Source organism: Haloterrigena salifodinae, from assembly GCF_003977755.1.
GTDB lineage: Archaea > Halobacteriota > Halobacteria > Halobacteriales > Natrialbaceae > Haloterrigena > Haloterrigena salifodinae.
The window spans coordinates 1,243,184-1,257,981 of sequence record NZ_RQWN01000001.1; the positions used below are offsets into that span (position 1 = coordinate 1,243,184).

A 14,798-nucleotide genomic window follows, 5' to 3' on the forward strand; every position below is an offset into this window, starting at 1 on the left:
TACGCAATTACGATAATCCACTTCCGAGCAGACGACATACAATTTCTCGTTACTCTGCTGGGAAGACTGTGCGATCGAATCACGTCTGTGTAGTCCACATTCCGGTGATCACCTAGTTCTCTCGATTCGAGAGCGGCTGGAACGAGTAGGTTTCCCCATGCTCGAGGTAGTCCACCCGGTCCTCGAGCCCCGCTTTCCGGATCGCCTGCTTGAAGTTCGAGAGCGGCGACCGGAACACCTCGTAGTCGTTGTAGTGGATCGGAATCGCGGTGTCGGCGTCGATCAGATCGACCGCCTCGACGCCCTGGGCGGCGTCCATCGTCAGGAGCACGCCCAGAATTCGCGTTCCGCCCAGATGGAGCAGCGCGAGGTCGATGTCGGGGTAGCGCTCGGGAATCTCCTCGAGCGCGTCGTAGACCAGGGTATCGCCCGAGACGTAGAGCCGCATCAGCGGCGGATCGTCCGGACTCGCCGCCGCGTCGGCGGGCCGGAACTCGAGCGTGCTCCCCATCACCGGCGGCAGTCCCTTCGAGACGACCGGCGGGCCGTGGCGGCCGGGCATCGCGGTGATCGTCAGTTCGGCCTCGCCCTTGCGGATCCGGAACTCGTCCCACGTCTCGAGGGCGTGGGTCTCGCGAAAGCCCTTGTCGGCCAGTTCGGACGCCGCGTGCGGGGTCGTGACGATCGGGAGGTCCGAATCGAGTTTCGCCTCGGCGACGCGGTCGAAGTGATCGCCGTGGTAGTGCGAGAGGAGGACGAAGTCGATCGGCGGCAGGTCCTCGATCTCGAGGGCGGGATCGGTTCGCCGTCGCGATTTGATCCCGTAGCCAAGATGGACGTGATCGCCGCTGTGGAGGAAGTTCGGGTCTGTGAGGATTGTGAAGCCGGCGTACTCGATGATGACGGTCGCGGTTCCGACGAAGAAGATCGACCCCTGCTCGAGGTCGGCGTCGTCGGTCTCCGCGGTCGGCAACTCGAGGTCGGCGGCGTGGTCGAGACTCGTGGCCGGGCCTCCACCGCGCCCGCTTTTCAATCCCATTCGGAACGCGCGGGACTGACACGGCGCGTGATACGAATTACTGGAGGCGGTGATTCAGCGATCCCGGCCGCATATTCACGGCCCAGCCTCAACCCGCTGGGCGACCTCCGACGCGTATGACCGATCCCCTCGAGTACGAGGTCGCCGTCATCGGCGGCGGTCCCGCCGGGCTGACGACGGCAATTTACACCACGCGACTTGGCCACCGCACGGCCGTCTTCGAGAAGGAGGGCGGCCGCCACGCGGCGGTCTCCCACGTCCACAACCTGCTGGGCGTCTCCGAGAACGTCTCCGGCGAGCAGCTGTCGACCCACGCCGTCGACCAGCTCGAGCACTACGGTGGCGACTTCTTTCCGGACGCGGTCGAGTCCGTCGCCCGGTTGAATTCCGGCGACGGCGGTGACGACGGCGCCGACAGCACGGACGTCGCTGTCGCTGACGCCGGCGGACCGCGCTTTCGGCTCGAGTCCTCCCACGCGACCGTCGACGCCCGGCGAGTCGTCTTCGCGACCGGCTTCCGGGATCGGAGTCCGGACGTCCCGGAACTCGAGCGCTTCACGGGCCGAGGGTTGCACTACTGTCTGCACTGCGATGCCTACTCGCTGGGCGACGGCTCCGTGTTCGTCCTCGGACACGGGGAGCACGCGGCCCGCGTCGCAATGACGATGCTCAACTTCACCGCCGACGTCGATCTCCTGCTCGACGACCGCGAGCCCGAGTGGGACGAGGAGACCGACGCGCAGCTCCAGGCCCACCCGGTCGACGTGATCGACACGGCCGTCGTCTCCGCCTACGGCGACGAGACGATTCCCGACGACGAGCCGCCGTGGCTCGGCGGCTTCGAGCTCGCTGATGGGACCGAACGGGGCTATCTGGGTGGCTTCGCGATGTACGGCTCCACCTACAACGTCGATCTGGCCGCGGACCTCGGCTGCGACCTACGCGAGGACGGCGCTATCGCGGTCGACGAGAACCGGGAGGCCAGCGTCGACGGCGTCTACGCCGTCGGCGACGTCACCCACGGCCAGAACCAGACCACAATCGCCATCGGCGACGGCGCCTACGCGGGGCTGGCGATCCACAAGGACCTCCGGCCGTTTCCGAAGTCCGTAGACGAACTCGAGGCCCTCGAGGGAGACGGCGGCAGCGACCGAGAGGTCGAGGAACGGCTCGTGGACGCGGTGCCGGGCAGCGCGGCGGATCTGCGCGCCCAGATGCGACGCGTTCGAGACCTCGAGACGCATCCGGGGCTGCGCGGGCCGTCGCCCGGTCGGGAGTGACTGGTCTCGTTCGGGACCGGGGCTCGAGCAGAAGTCTATCGGCAAGCGTCCCGCTATCGTGGCAACGGGGAATCGCCACGCCCTCCCCAGCCGATTCGCTCACTCCCTCTGGTCGCTCGCTCATCCCTCGCAAGAAGTCGGCGACTGGCCTCACTATCGCTCGGCCGGTCGCCAGCGCGCGCCAGGTACCCAGTCTAGCCCACTGTGAGACGCCGCTACCGAGTAGTCGTTCACATCGCCCCTCCCTCAATACGTCCGGTAGCTCGCCGATGCCACCTCGATTCGGACGAGCGTGTTCTCGGCGTAGGCCGCGGGCTCCGCGTCGTACTTCGCGTTGATCTGGTGCCGCGCCGCGGCCGTCTCCGCGCAGTCGTCGACGACCGTGGCGGTGCCGAGCAGCGACACCATCCAGTGGGTCTGGCCCGCCTCGTCTTTCTGAATCGATAGCGAGACACGCGGGTTTTTCCGGATGTTCGCCAGCTTACGCCCCGTCGTGACGATCTCGACGATCTCCATCTCGGGGACGTACCGGTACCAGACCGGAGCGACGTGCGGTCGTTCCTCGACGCAGGTGCCCAGATGGGCCATCACCGGTTCGCTCTCGAGCAACCGTTCGGCTTCTTCGGGGACGGTCGACACGGTCATGTCGCCGACGGGAAGGAAGAAAAGCGGGCGCCATGACGGTGCCGGGACACAACGGCACGGTCGCTACGGAACGCGGGATTCGGTTTATCGGTCGTTTCCACCGGCGAGCGGCGCGCTCCGCTGCGGTGCCGACCGTCGGCTTGCCGATGCAGTCCGAGTAATGAATTGGTCGCCAGTCTGAGTGTGGGAGTGAGGGACAATGGCATCACCACAACGACGACCCGACTCCTCGAGTCTCGCAGAGGTACTGGATCGCATCCTCGACAAGGGCGTCGTCATCGACGTCTGGGCGCGCGTCTCGGTCGTCGGGATCGAACTCCTGACGGTCGAGGCCCGCGTCGTCGTCGCGAGCGTCGACACCTTCCTGCACTACGCGGAGGAGATCGCCAAAATTGAGCAGGCGACGGCCGAGGGCAATATGGAGGATCTCGAGGAGCTCGAGATCGAGCCGCGGGCGGAGTCGTCGCCCGAGTCGGCGGCCCAGTAGCACGACGATTTTTCCGGAGCGCCATCGCGACATCCCCGCCTGCCCGCCGGCGGCCGTTCAGTAGTCGGCTCGGAGTCGTCCGACGTCGAGTCGGAGATAGTGCCACAGCGTCCCCGTCAGTCCGCAATCGGCGATCCGGCGACCCGAACTCTCGACTAACACCGCGGGACAGTAGCCCGTCGGATACCGGCGGCCGAGCAGCCGGCTGAACGCCGTGTCCTCGTTGGGGACCTCCGGGAACCCGCCGACGTCGTCGAACGCCCGCCGGTGGACGACGCAGTTGAACCCTGGGAGGATGGGCCACTCGAGGTGCGAGAAGACGCGGTTGATCGTCGCTGCCATCAGCATCGCCCGGCGCGGGCCGGTGATCCGACAGTAGGAACTGCCGGCCGCCAGCCCGTTCGCCTCGAGGTAGCCGAGCAGTTCGGTGAGGTAGTTGGCTCGCAGTTTCGTGTCGGCGTCGACGAATGCCAGCCACTCGCCGTCGGCGTGGGCCGCACCGAGGTTGCGGGCCGCCGCGATGCTCCTGCCGCCCTCGTCGAGGACGGTCGCGCCGTACTCGCGGGCGATCGCCGGCGTCGTGTCGCTCGAGTCGCCGTCGACGACGATCACCTCGATCGCGTACTCCGTGTCGAGTCCGGCGATGCTCGCGAGCGCGCCGCGGAGGTAGTCGGCCTCGTTGCGCGCCGGGATCACGAAGCTCACGTCCGGTCGGCCGTCGGGTCCGTCGCCGCGGTGCACCCGGGTCGTGTCACCCTCGTCCATCGAGATCTGATTCTCTCTCACCGACCGGCATAACGTCTCGGCGCTCGATTGCACCGATGACGTAGTATGGGTTCGAGACGGAGCGGAAATCATGGTAGACACTCACTACCAAACATATTATCTATCATGAACTTTTATTACCTCGGAGGCGCTACGGGTGAGTACAGATGTCGGTCGTACACGTAGCAGCGTAAACTCGCCTCTCTTTCGACAAGTTCCCGTACCGTTCGACGACCTCACTACACCCGACCGACATGAGCACACAACGCCTGCAGACCCGATCTGAGCCAGAACCGCAGCCAAACCACATCGACGCGCGACCCCGTCCGGCCTCGAGCGAGCGAGCCGACTCGCGGACGGCCGTCGAGCGCTCGCCGCAAACGTTCTCCCACCGGAACACGGCCCAGCTCCAGAATCTGATGGACGAGTTCAACACTGCCTTCGCGGCGACGGGCGATTCCGCGAGCAGGTCGTAGACTGCGACTGCGTTTCTCGGCGCGATCCAAACCGTCTTAGGAGCCGCAGTGGTAGCCTCGAGTGGCCGATGACGATTCACTCGCTCCGAGCCGGACTCGGCACCCGGTCGTGACGAGCCCTATGAGTGCCGAGGCCATCGATTTACAGGTAACATGTCTCATCTTTCACGGTATCTAAGACATTCCGAGAAGTCACAGGTAGGCGGGGAGAGGAATCAGTAAACCGGGGCATGTCACGGGTGCCTGTCACCTCAAGATTCAGGAGTTATCTCGAGAGCGCAACTGCTGCGGTTCATCGAGGTGGTATCCGCCACCACCTCCATCGCCATCGTCGTCTGGACTACTACATCCAGCAAGCACAACCGTTGTGGCGACCACAGACGTTGTGAGAAATCGCCTCCGTTCCATGAATGATGGTTGGTAACGTGGGACAATAAGTGTGTGGAGGGAGACGGGGTATTTTTCTACCCAAAATGTGGTCAGCTGCTATCTGTCACTCGACTCCTGAACCGAGATGGACTTGTCTGGAGTAGATCCGAGTAGATCAACCTCGATTTCTATGCGCAGAGGTTCTAATACAGTGACACTCGTAAGTCGTTCCTGTTCGAATGCCGAGGCCACTGATTTACAGGTACTAGTCAGCCCTCGAGACACCGCTGCAGTGACGCGACCGTCCCGAACTCGGTCCCGTCGAAACCGGTTCCGTGGCCACGTCGTCGACCGTCGTTCAGTTCGTGCTGGTAACGCTCTCGATCCGAGCGGACCGCGCTGTCGTCCCGGAGGAGGAGCTCGTTATAGTGGGTGCAACTGCCGAGCGATTCCTTTTGCTCTCAGTCGAGTAACTCGCATCGATGCTCGACGACGACGTTCGACCGATGATGTCTCACCGGCTTCGACGGCAGATGGGACCCACGATCGATAGAGTCGCGAAACGGTTCGGCCAGCCGGAGTACCGCGTCTGGCCAAAAGGATACGTCGCGACGGTCTCGGTTCCGATCGCGGAGGTAGAGACGAAGCTACACGATGAGGGCTTCACCTGGGACCCGTTGAGCCTGTACCACTACACGCTGGTCGGCAACAAATCGGACGGGAGCTGGACGTACCGATCGTCCCGGCTCGCCAATCGACAACTCCACGTCGTCCTCTTCGAGCGGCGCCGCGGTCGGACCGACGTCTACGCACACGCCGAATACAGTTGGCTTCGTCATCCGCTCAAACACGCCGAAGAGAAAGCGATTCGGCGATCGGACGGCGCTGCGACGATGCAGCGGGTGCTCGAGGCGTGGGACGTCGATTACACCCGCGAGTCGATCGTCACACGGACGGTGCGACATACCCTGGCACGGCTTCGTGACGAACTCCTGCAACGGAGCGGCCGGTCGTAGAACCGCTGGTGCGGTTTTCGGCGTCGCGTGCCGTGTCGAACTCGTCGAGTCGGGTATCGAGGAGAAATCGCTGAAACAGGCGAATGGATTCGATATCCCCACCAACTCCCGGAGTTCTAGTCCCTTTTAAGCTAATCCAGCGGTACGCCGTACCTGTTCGAGTGCCGGGGCCTTCGATTTACATATCCCCTTCCTTGATCCGAAAAGGTACTCGAGAGAGCTGGACGTAAGAGATCGCAACAGGAGTGCCGAGGTCTGCATCACTTACGAAGGGATGGTATCGTTACTGAACAGATGCATAGCGGAGCATCCACAACCAGTGTGAGACATTCGATCGCCGGTCGGAATCAGACGGATTGATCGTCGGTGTCCAAGGCACGACCGTGGCCCTATCTGCCGTCGGGCAGCCCCAACTCGAGGACGTAGTACCGCTCGTCCTCGTCGCGGAGCGTGGCGACGACGCGGTGCTCCCGATCGAAGTTGGCCGCCGCTTCCTGGTGGACGAACAGGTACCTGATTCGATCGTTCGATTCGACCCGCGTCTCCTCGACCGGCTCGATCGACCGATCGGAGTAGAACACCAGCGAGTGAAACCCGCCGGCCCGCGTGGATTCGGGGACGACGAAGATCGTCGCGTCCGGGGGAATCTGGTGGTCGATCAGCGTCCCCGCGGCCTCCTGTTGCTCGTCCAACGCCGAGCCGCCCATTTCGACCGGTGCGGCGGTCGTGGACACGAGCAGGAGCGCGAGGGCTACGAACGCGACGGTCCGGAGCCGCGAGACGTCGACGTCGCGCCACCGCCGCCGCAGCGTCGCGTCGAGCGGCCGCTCGGCGATAACCGCGATCGCAGCGGCGACGAGGACGAGTGCGAACGCGACGCCGCCGGGAACGTGATCCTGCAGTCGGTACTGGACGAGCGAGGTCACGTCGAGTCGAAACGTAAAGACCAGCGCGAGGACGCAGCCCGTGACGACGCCGCCGACCGCGAGTGAACGGTCGATCGATCGGGGCGACGCGACCAGCGAGACCGAGCGACCGACCAGCAGCCCCGCCGGAACGTACAGTGGCAGGATGTACCAGGCCTGGTTCCCGGTGACCGAAAAGAAGGTGAAGACGCTCGCGGCCCACCACAGCAGGAACGTCGTATCGCGCAGCGGTTGCGAGCGCCCCTCAGTAACCCGAACACGAACCGCGACGACGGCGACGACGCCGACCGCCGGGAGCAGAAAGTACAGCCACGGATCGAAGTACGAGGGAAGGTGTCGGAAGTACGGATAGGACATGAAGCCGAACGTCGTTTCGTGATACGGTGGGAACGAGCCGCTCGCCCGAGCGATCACGTGCTTGAAAACGAGTTCCTCGAGGAACAGGCCACCGTGACGGCGCCAGGCGAGGATCGGCCACGGCAACGCCAGTGCGAGCGTTACCGCCGCACCGATCGCCGCCTCTCGCGAGAGGAGCCGTCGACGCCCGAGCAGATCGAAGGGGACCAGCCCGAGGAGCGCCAGCGGGTACGTGCCGGCCGCCAGTCCTTTGACGAGGAGTGCGCCCGCCGCCGGGAACCCCGCGTACGCGAGGTATCGTCGATCGTCGGCGACGCCCTTCCAGACGAGGTAGACGAACAGGGTGCCGAAGAACACGAGCGGGATATCGGTTCCGCCGTTCCGACCGCCGTTCATCCCCGCGAACACCTGCGGCGTCGTCAGCCAGACCAGCCCGGCCACGAATCCCGCCCTGCGGTCGAAGAGGTCCCGACCGAAAACGTAGGTGAGCACGCCGGTCGCGATCGCGAACGTCGCCGACGGAAAGCGGGCGCCGAACGCGGTGGCACCGAAGACGCGCATCGAGATCGCCTGCAGCCAGAACGCACCCGGGGGCTTCTGCAGGAAGAGCATCTCGGCGACGACGGCCCCGTCGGCGGCCCAGTCGACGCGAGGGACGACCCACGACCCGCCGCGGCTCAGCCGCCGCGCGATCGACGCGTAGATCGCTTCGTCGAAGGACTGGAGCGTCGACCCGCCAAGGTCGACGTAGTAGATGTACGCGCCGGCGGCGAGGAGGACGGCGATCGGGGTTCGGTCCCGATCGGTCGGGCGGAGGGTTCTGACCGAGTCGATCAGCATCGATGCGGCGATTCGAGGTCCGGTACGCACTCGAGACGATATCCTCATTCGCCGATAACCGCGATCCGATCGAAAAGATCCTGTCCCTGCCTATTCTCGGTCGTATCCTATGCTATTGGTTCTATTCAACTAATTCAGTAATCGACGCGGAGTGAAGAAAACGGTACGAAGCGATTCGGTCCCGAGTACTCGATCATCCCAACGAACGCGCTCGAAGACGCCGTGGATGCCCTCTCCTCCCTGCAGAACATCTTCGAGACGCAAGAGAGTCCGAAGCTGCGGTGTCTTCTGGAGCAGCCCTGCCGAACTCGAGTCGGTCCCAACCCCGACGCATCCGAATCCACTCACCGACTGCCAGTGAACCGCCGCCAGCCGAAGACGACTCCCTCCGCACAGAGCCACAGGACCCCGAAGGCGATGCCGACGACGTGCAGTATCTGCGGGAGGTGCATCCACGTCGGGAAGACGTACTGGGCCATGGCCTCCCACTCGCGAATCGTCGCCGTGATGGCGCCGGGTTCGTCCTCGACCGCGGTCAGTTCGCTCCCCGGCGGGACGTCCGACTGTTCGCCGGCGCCGATGCGATCGGCTTCGTACGCCAGCGGAATGACCGTCCCGTCGGGATCGCCGAACTGCCAGACGATCTCGCCGTCGGGATCGACCTCGAGCACGCGGTTGTTTCGGGAGTCGGTGATGAGCGTGTTGCCGTTGGGCAGTCGGTCGGCGTCTCGAGGCCACTGGAGGGGATCGGTCGCGGGACCGGTGTAGCGCCAGATGCGTTCCTCGGACTCGACGTCGAGTTCGACGATGCGGCCGTTCTCGCTGTCGGCGACGACCATCGTCCCCTGATCTTCGATGCGGTGGGGGTTGTGCTGTTTGTCCAATACGTCGTGGTTTCCGGGCTCGCCGATGACGTCGACCACCTCGTCGGTCTCCGGATCGACCTCGATGATCACGTCGAAGTTGCGGATGCTCAGCTGGAAGTTGCCGTTCTCGAGGCGGTCGATGTCGTTCATGTGGGTCCAGTCGTCGTGTTCACCCGCTTTTTCGGGGCCGCCGTACTCCTCGTAGAACGGCGTGCCGGGCGTCAGGTGGTCTTCGGCGTGCCACTCCCAGGTGATCTCGCCGTCGTGGTCGACGGTGAACGCGCGATCGTTCCCCATATCGACGATCGCCGTCTCGCCGTTCTCGAGTCGCTCGACGTCGTGGACCTCGTGCCAGGCGATGAACTCGTCGTACCAGTCGTACTCCCAGACGACCTCGCCCGACTCCTTGTCGATCTCGACGACGCGATTGCGGACGCAGTGGCCGTCTTTCTCCTCGTACTCGAGGTATTCCTCGTCGCAGTCTTCGGCGAGCCGCTTGACGGCGACGGCTGCCAGCACCGTCCCCTCGTCGAGCTGTTCGACCCCGAACACTCTCGATTCCGGTACCGACCACTCCCAGGCGACCTCACCGTCGGGCGTCAGTTCGACGATCCGGCCGGTCTCGTCGTACGAATGGACGCCGACGAGCGTGTTCCCGGGATACCGCCCGTCGTCGTTGACGACTCTGTGTTCGCGTTCGATAACGACCGCCTGGACCCCGAGCGATGCGATCAGAAGGGCGATAACTACGGCGGCGACGGTGACGCGGGTTCGCTGGTTCATACGATTCGATCCACGGAGGGAGTCGTACGGAACTGTACAGTGAAGAGACTCTTAGCGCTAATCGGCGTCTCCGTTGGAAGTCAGGATTTCTATGACGTCGGAGCGGCGAGGGCGTTCGAATACGATCGTCCACCGGCGACGATCCTCGACCAGTGACTCGCGACGATCGATCTACACGCCTGCAACGTGATCCGACCGGTCTCGACGACCCGATCGCGGCGGGCTCTTGCTGGATTCGGCCATCGTCATCGTCGGTGCGATGGTGATCGCGCCCTTTGCGGGGTCGACGCTCTCCGCGAGCGCCGGCGCCGTCATCAGCGACCGCGAAATAGTCGTCGACAGTGCTACGTCGCAGGTAACGGGGCTCGTCGGCGCGGTCGTGATGAGTGTGTTCCTCTAACAGACCAGGTTCGTGCCGTCGACGCTGGACATCGGTCTCGTCGGGCAGGTGAGCGGGTTCGCCACGCCGAACCTCCTGACGCTCGTCATCGTCATCGCCATTGCGGCCGGGTTCGCCGGGGCGCTCGCGCTCGCGACCGACCTCCCCGTCTCCCTCGCCGGCGTCGCCGTCGCCGCGGCGATCGGCGACGACGAGCAGGCCGATCCACAGGAGCGCCGCGACCTCGACGAACGGCGGCCACCAGCGTTCGGCGTCCATCTACCGGCACGTAGGACACCGCGAGTCAAAACGGGACGTCCGCTCGAGCACGGTCATCGGTGCCCTCGCGTTCAGTGAAATCGTTCGCCGCCGAGAGACCGGTTCGCGAGGTGTGCTCGGGTAGAGGAGACTAGCGGTTATCCGTGCGCAGAAACTGCGCGACGCCGGGTGCTCCGTCGACGATCCAGAGCAAGAATACCAGCAGATACGGTATCGAGTAGATGGCGAGAAAGACGAGGTGCTCTCCGGTCAGCATCTCGCCCGAGAGTTCGCCGAAGATCGCAGTGACGCGTCCGATCAGCGTCACCTCGGAGTCGTACGGCGGCAGCGTAACGACCGGCCAGAGGAGCCGATCGCTCGGCGACACGCCGAGTTTCGGAACCGCCAGAATCGCGTCGCCGAGGAGGTGCGACCAATAGCCTACGGTGAACGCGATGCCGATATCGCGGCGTCCAGACGCCGTCGCCCCGAGGACGAGCAACCCGATCGGGATGGCGACGAGTATGGAGTGTGCAACCGAATACCCCTGCGGAAAGAGATGGAGACCCCACGAGAGCGTTTTGTCCACGAGATCCGGGAGCTGCGTGCCGAACAGGAGAGCCAGAACGACGATCGGACCGTTCGGCGGCTCGCGCGTCACGAACCGGTGGCCGAGGGAGTACAGGACGTAGCCGAATGCCGCGTGTCCCCATGGCATCACGACGGCATCACCAACGTCATCAGATCGAGCTCGATCTTCACGTATTGATGATAGAGGCGCCGATTGAAATTCTTTACCGACAGCCGACGGTCCGTCAGAACAACGACACCAGGAGAATATTTAAGCCACAAATTAAACTGATAGATGGCTGCGACTCCCAGTACGGCGAAACCACCCTGCCATCCCACTCGGACGGTTCCTGTCGACAGCTGCCGAAACACGATCGGGGGAAGACGGCTCCGTACCGACCGTACGGACCGAGTCAATGTGTTCGAACTGCACGGAACGATCGAACGGGGACGGTATCCGTCGAGCGGTTTCGTCGAAACGAAGCTGACTATTGGATTCTCGCCCCGTCGAGAGCGCGTTCGTCGATCGACGAAAGTTCAATCGAAAGAATATGAGTTATCCGTTCGGAGTACAGCGGTCGAAACGGGTACCTACCGAAACCAACCATGTCTGGCAAATATGACCTCGTTATCGTCGGCGGTGGGATCAGCGGTGCGTCGCTTCTATACACCACCGCGAAATTCTCGGACGTCGACTCCATCGCACTGATCGAGAAAGAACGGGAGATCGCCGCGATCAATACGAACCACACGAACAACTCCCAGACGCTCCACTTCGGCGATATCGAGACCAACTACACCCTCGAGAAGGCCGAAGAAGTCAAAGAAGGGGCAGAGCTCCTCGCGGGCTATCTCGAGAACCACGACGACGACCGCGAGATGCACGACAAGCGCAGCAAGATGGTGCTGGGCGTCGGCAAGGCGGAAGTCGCGGAACTCGAGCAGCGCTACGAGGGCGAGGGGTTCGGCGACCTCTTCCCAAAACTCCAGATGATCGAGCGCGAGGAGATCGCCGACTACGAGCCGAAGGTCGTGGAGGGTCGGGACCCCTCGAAGGAGATGCGCGCGTTACAGACGCCGGACGGCTACGTCGTCGACTACGGTGCGGTGACACAGTCGTTGGTCCGACAGGTCAAGGACGAATCCAACGTCGACGTCTTCACCGGGACGAAAGTCGAGGACATCACGCCGACGCTCGACGGCTACACGATCGAGACGACCGACGGCCGGTTCGACTGTGAGGCCACCGTCGTCGCCGCCGGCTCGCACAGCCTCCAGATCGCCAAGGAACTCGGCTACGGCGAGGGCAAAGTGTTGCTCCCCATCGCGGGCAGTTTCTTCCTCGCGGACGATCTGCTCAACGGGAAGGTCTACACACTCCAGATGAAGAAGCTCCCCTTCGCCGCGGTCCACGGCGACGCGGACGTCCACGACGACTCTCTCACGCGGTTCGGCCCGACCGCGAAGCTCGTCCCGACCCTCGAGCGCGGTCGCATCTCGACCGTAAAGGACTTCCTCGACGTGTTCGGGCTGAACGCGGCGGCGTTCCTCAGTTACGCGAACATCCTGTCCGACCGGATCCTCCTGCCGTACGTCCTCCGGAATCTCGTCTACGACGTCCCCGAGGTCGGCCCGCGACAGTTCCTCCCGCACGTCCAGAAGGTCGTCCCGAGCGTCGAACTCGAGGACATCGAGCGCGCGAAGGGGTACGGCGGCGTTCGGCCGCAGATCGTCGACACGACCAAGAAATCCCTCGACATGGGCGAGGCGAAGATCGTCGGCGACGACATCATCTTCAACATCACGCCGTCGCCGGGCGCCTCGACCTGTCTGAAAAACGCCGTGCAGGACACCCGGCAGGTCCTCGAGTTCCTCGACGGCGACTACGAGTTCGACGAGGAGGCGTTCCGCGCGGAGACGATCGACAACTTCCCGCGCGCGAACTGACGACGGCGATCGCCGTCGTTCGGACCTCGTTTTCGACCCCGTCCGCGATTTCGCACTCGAGGCGTAGCCAGACCGAGTCGCCGCGTCACCGACCTCCCGTGTCGCGTGACTGCCCGGCGGACGTCAGTCCCACCAGTACGACGGCGTGAGCACGACCAGCACGGTGAGGATCTCGAGCCGACCGATCCACATGAGAAACACCATATAGAGCTTCGCGGCGTCCGAGAACGGCAGGAAGCTGTTCATCGGCCCGACGATACCGAACCCTGGACCGACGTTCCCCAGCGTGGCGACCGTCGCACTCATCACCTCGAAGGCGGTCAGGTTCTCCTCGATCCGATGGGTGTCGAAGTAGATGAGGATCGTCGAGACGGCGAACAGGATCAGAAACAGCAGCGTGAAGGCGAGCAGCCCGTGGATCGTTTCCTCGTCGATGACCTCGTCGGAGACGCGGATCGGGACCACCGCGTTGGGGTGGACGTCGGTGAGTAGTTCGCGGCGGACGACCCGCTGGATGACGTACCAGCGGACGATCTTGATCGAGCCCGCGGCGGAGCCGACGGAGCCGCCGAGGAACATCGCGAACAGGAGGACGGTCTGGGTCGGCTCGCTCCACGTGTTGAAGTCCATGCTGGCGTAGCCGGTCGTCGTGATGAACGCCAGCGACTGGAACAGCGCGTGGCGGGTCGACGCCTCGAGGTTGCCGGGGATGGTGCCGACGAACTCGGGAGGCTCCGCCAGTCCGAGGCCGGTCACCAGAAAAACGGTTAGGATCGCCCCGACGAGCCCGACCGTCCCGACGTACGAGCGAAACTCCGAGTTCTCGAACAGCCGGTCCGAGCGGCCGTTGAACGCGTGCCAGAAGAGCGCGAAGTTGGTGCCGGCGATCAGCATGAACGGCATCACCGCCCACTGGACGGCGGGGCTGAACGCCTCGACGCTGCGCGCTTCGGGCGAGAAGCCTCCGGTTGGCATCGTCGTGAGCGCGTGAGCGACGGCGTTGTAGAGGTCCATGTTCGGGGCGAGTCCGCCCGCGTGGAGGGCGTAGTAGAGGCCGACGGCCAGGACGGTGAAGCCGATGTAGATCCGCCACAGCGCACGCGCGGTCTCCCTGATTCCGGGCGTGAGTCGCTCGAGGCTGAAGCCGGGGGCTTCCTCTTCCATCAGTTGCGCGCCGCCGACCGATAGCTGCGGGAGGATCGCGACCATCAGGACGATGATCCCCATCCCGCCGAGCCACTGGGTCAGCTGGCGCCACATGAGGATCGATCGGGAGTGGCGCTCGACGGAAATCTCACCGAGGACGGTCGACCCCGTCGTCGTGAACCCGGACATCGACTCGAAGAGCGCGTTCGCGGGGGAGGCGATCGTCCCCTGACCGGCGACGAGATAGGGGAGCATGCCGATCAGCGGGACGGCGAGCCACGTCAGCGCGACGAAGAGAAAGCCCTCGCGCCGTCCGAGTTTCGGCTCCGAATGGAGTTCCTCGAGACCAAGGCCGACGGCGAGCGCGACGAGGATCGTGACGACGAACGGGAGGGCGGACTCCCCGTAGATGACCGCGATCGCCAGCGGCAGAAACAACGGGACTGTCGTGTACTTCAGGACGGTACCGACGAGACTCACCGAAACGCGGTAGTCGACGTGGAGATCCATCGTTACTGAGTGTGGGACTGGGTTTCGGGTACGCTACCGCAAATCGACGGTGTGCGAGGAGTCGTCAGAGACCCGTCGCTCGTCGAGTCGCGCCGCTGGCGGTCGAGACGCGTTCCGGGTCGGCGTTCGATGCGTCCAC

12 protein-coding genes and 1 pseudogene are annotated in these 14,798 nt (G+C 64.2%); 6 read left to right on the forward strand and 7 right to left on the reverse strand.

From position 1 onward, the window contains the following. Positions 1 to 112: 112 nt before the first annotated feature. Complete coding sequence (locus EH209_RS06345; RefSeq protein ID WP_126662057.1) at positions 113 to 1,039, reverse strand: MBL fold metallo-hydrolase; 927 nt, start codon at positions 1,037 to 1,039, stop codon at positions 113 to 115. A gap of 116 nt (positions 1,040 to 1,155) precedes the next feature. Between EH209_RS06345 and EH209_RS06350 the strand changes: the two genes are divergently transcribed. Next, positions 1,156 to 2,319, forward strand: a complete 1,164-nt coding sequence (locus tag EH209_RS06350) for an NAD(P)/FAD-dependent oxidoreductase (RefSeq protein WP_126662058.1) — start codon at positions 1,156 to 1,158, stop codon at positions 2,317 to 2,319. Between the two features lie 246 nt (positions 2,320 to 2,565). Here EH209_RS06350 and EH209_RS06355 read toward each other — a convergent pair whose 3' ends face one another. Continuing rightward, positions 2,566 to 2,964, reverse strand: coding sequence for a pyridoxamine 5'-phosphate oxidase family protein (locus tag EH209_RS06355; RefSeq protein WP_126662059.1), 399 nt, complete (start codon positions 2,962 to 2,964; stop codon positions 2,566 to 2,568). A gap of 199 nt (positions 2,965 to 3,163) precedes the next feature. On the opposite strand from EH209_RS06355, the gene gvpA reads away from it, so the two are divergent. Beyond that, a complete protein-coding gene (gene gvpA, locus EH209_RS06360) occupies positions 3,164 to 3,451 on the forward strand; it encodes a gas vesicle protein GvpA (RefSeq protein ID WP_008893968.1) in 288 nt (95 codons plus the stop codon). Between the two features lie 57 nt (positions 3,452 to 3,508). Here the strand turns inward: gvpA and EH209_RS06365 are convergent, their stop codons facing one another. Then, entirely contained in the window at positions 3,509 to 4,216 is a 708-nt protein-coding gene (locus tag EH209_RS06365; RefSeq protein WP_126662060.1) for a glycosyltransferase, read from the reverse strand. A 254-nt stretch (positions 4,217 to 4,470) separates the two neighbouring features. On the opposite strand from EH209_RS06365, the gene EH209_RS06370 reads away from it, so the two are divergent. Both EH209_RS06370 and EH209_RS06375 read left to right on the forward strand, forming a co-directional pair. Further along, a complete protein-coding gene (locus EH209_RS06370) occupies positions 4,471 to 4,692 on the forward strand; it encodes a hypothetical protein (RefSeq protein WP_126662061.1) in 222 nt (73 codons plus the stop codon). A gap of 851 nt (positions 4,693 to 5,543) precedes the next feature. Then, on the forward strand, positions 5,544 to 6,077 hold the full coding sequence (locus tag EH209_RS06375) for a hypothetical protein (RefSeq protein WP_126662062.1): 534 nt from the start codon (positions 5,544 to 5,546) through the stop codon (positions 6,075 to 6,077). 389 nt (positions 6,078 to 6,466) lie between these two features. On the opposite strand, the gene EH209_RS06380 is transcribed toward EH209_RS06375, so the two are convergent. Beyond that, entirely contained in the window at positions 6,467 to 8,230 is a 1,764-nt protein-coding gene (locus EH209_RS06380) for an ArnT family glycosyltransferase (RefSeq protein WP_164722005.1), read from the reverse strand. A gap of 314 nt (positions 8,231 to 8,544) precedes the next feature. After that, positions 8,545 to 9,849 (reverse strand): aryl-sulfate sulfotransferase, encoded by a 1,305-nt coding sequence (locus EH209_RS06385; RefSeq protein ID WP_126662064.1) that lies wholly within the window; start codon positions 9,847 to 9,849, stop codon positions 8,545 to 8,547. A gap of 217 nt (positions 9,850 to 10,066) precedes the next feature. Here EH209_RS06385 and EH209_RS06390 point away from each other — a divergent pair. Then, positions 10,067 to 10,432 (forward strand): annotated as a pseudogene (locus EH209_RS06390) (DUF389 domain-containing protein); the annotation flags it as partial. Positions 10,433 to 10,637: 205 nt separating this feature from the next. Here the strand turns inward: EH209_RS06390 and EH209_RS06395 are convergent. Then, entirely contained in the window at positions 10,638 to 11,204 is a 567-nt protein-coding gene (locus tag EH209_RS06395; RefSeq protein ID WP_211338327.1) for a metal-dependent hydrolase, read from the reverse strand. A 458-nt stretch (positions 11,205 to 11,662) separates the two neighbouring features. Here EH209_RS06395 and EH209_RS06400 point away from each other — a divergent pair, with 458 nt between their 5' ends. Beyond that, the gene (locus EH209_RS06400) at positions 11,663 to 13,003 is read left to right on the forward strand and encodes an FAD-dependent oxidoreductase (RefSeq protein ID WP_126662066.1); all 1,341 of its coding nucleotides are present in this window, start codon (positions 11,663 to 11,665) and stop codon (positions 13,001 to 13,003) included. Between the two features lie 123 nt (positions 13,004 to 13,126). On the opposite strand, the gene EH209_RS06405 is transcribed toward EH209_RS06400, so the two are convergent. Then, positions 13,127 to 14,659, reverse strand: coding sequence for a TrkH family potassium uptake protein (locus EH209_RS06405; protein WP_126662067.1), 1,533 nt, complete (start codon positions 14,657 to 14,659; stop codon positions 13,127 to 13,129). Positions 14,660 to 14,798: the final 139 nt, after the last annotated feature.

Excerpts from the sequence above, each read along its gene's own strand:
- EH209_RS06345 (WP_126662057.1), bottom strand. The coding sequence starts at position 1,039 with ATGGGATTGAAAAGCGGGCGCGGTGGAGGCCCGGCCACGAGTCTCGAC.
- EH209_RS06350 (WP_126662058.1), top strand. The coding sequence starts at position 1,156 with ATGACCGATCCCCTCGAGTACGAGGTCGCCGTCATCGGCGGCGGTCCC.
- EH209_RS06355 (WP_126662059.1), bottom strand. The coding sequence starts at position 2,964 with ATGACCGTGTCGACCGTCCCCGAAGAAGCCGAACGGTTGCTCGAGAGC.
- gvpA (WP_008893968.1), top strand. The coding sequence starts at position 3,164 with ATGGCATCACCACAACGACGACCCGACTCCTCGAGTCTCGCAGAGGTA.
- EH209_RS06365 (WP_126662060.1), bottom strand. The coding sequence starts at position 4,216 with ATGGACGAGGGTGACACGACCCGGGTGCACCGCGGCGACGGACCCGAC.
- EH209_RS06370 (WP_126662061.1), top strand. The coding sequence starts at position 4,471 with ATGAGCACACAACGCCTGCAGACCCGATCTGAGCCAGAACCGCAGCCA.
- EH209_RS06375 (WP_126662062.1), top strand. The coding sequence starts at position 5,544 with ATGCTCGACGACGACGTTCGACCGATGATGTCTCACCGGCTTCGACGG.
- EH209_RS06385 (WP_126662064.1), bottom strand. The coding sequence starts at position 9,849 with ATGAACCAGCGAACCCGCGTCACCGTCGCCGCCGTAGTTATCGCCCTT.
- EH209_RS06395 (WP_211338327.1), bottom strand. The coding sequence starts at position 11,204 with ATGCCATGGGGACACGCGGCATTCGGCTACGTCCTGTACTCCCTCGGC.
- EH209_RS06400 (WP_126662066.1), top strand. The coding sequence starts at position 11,663 with ATGTCTGGCAAATATGACCTCGTTATCGTCGGCGGTGGGATCAGCGGT.
- EH209_RS06405 (WP_126662067.1), bottom strand. The coding sequence starts at position 14,659 with ATGGATCTCCACGTCGACTACCGCGTTTCGGTGAGTCTCGTCGGTACC.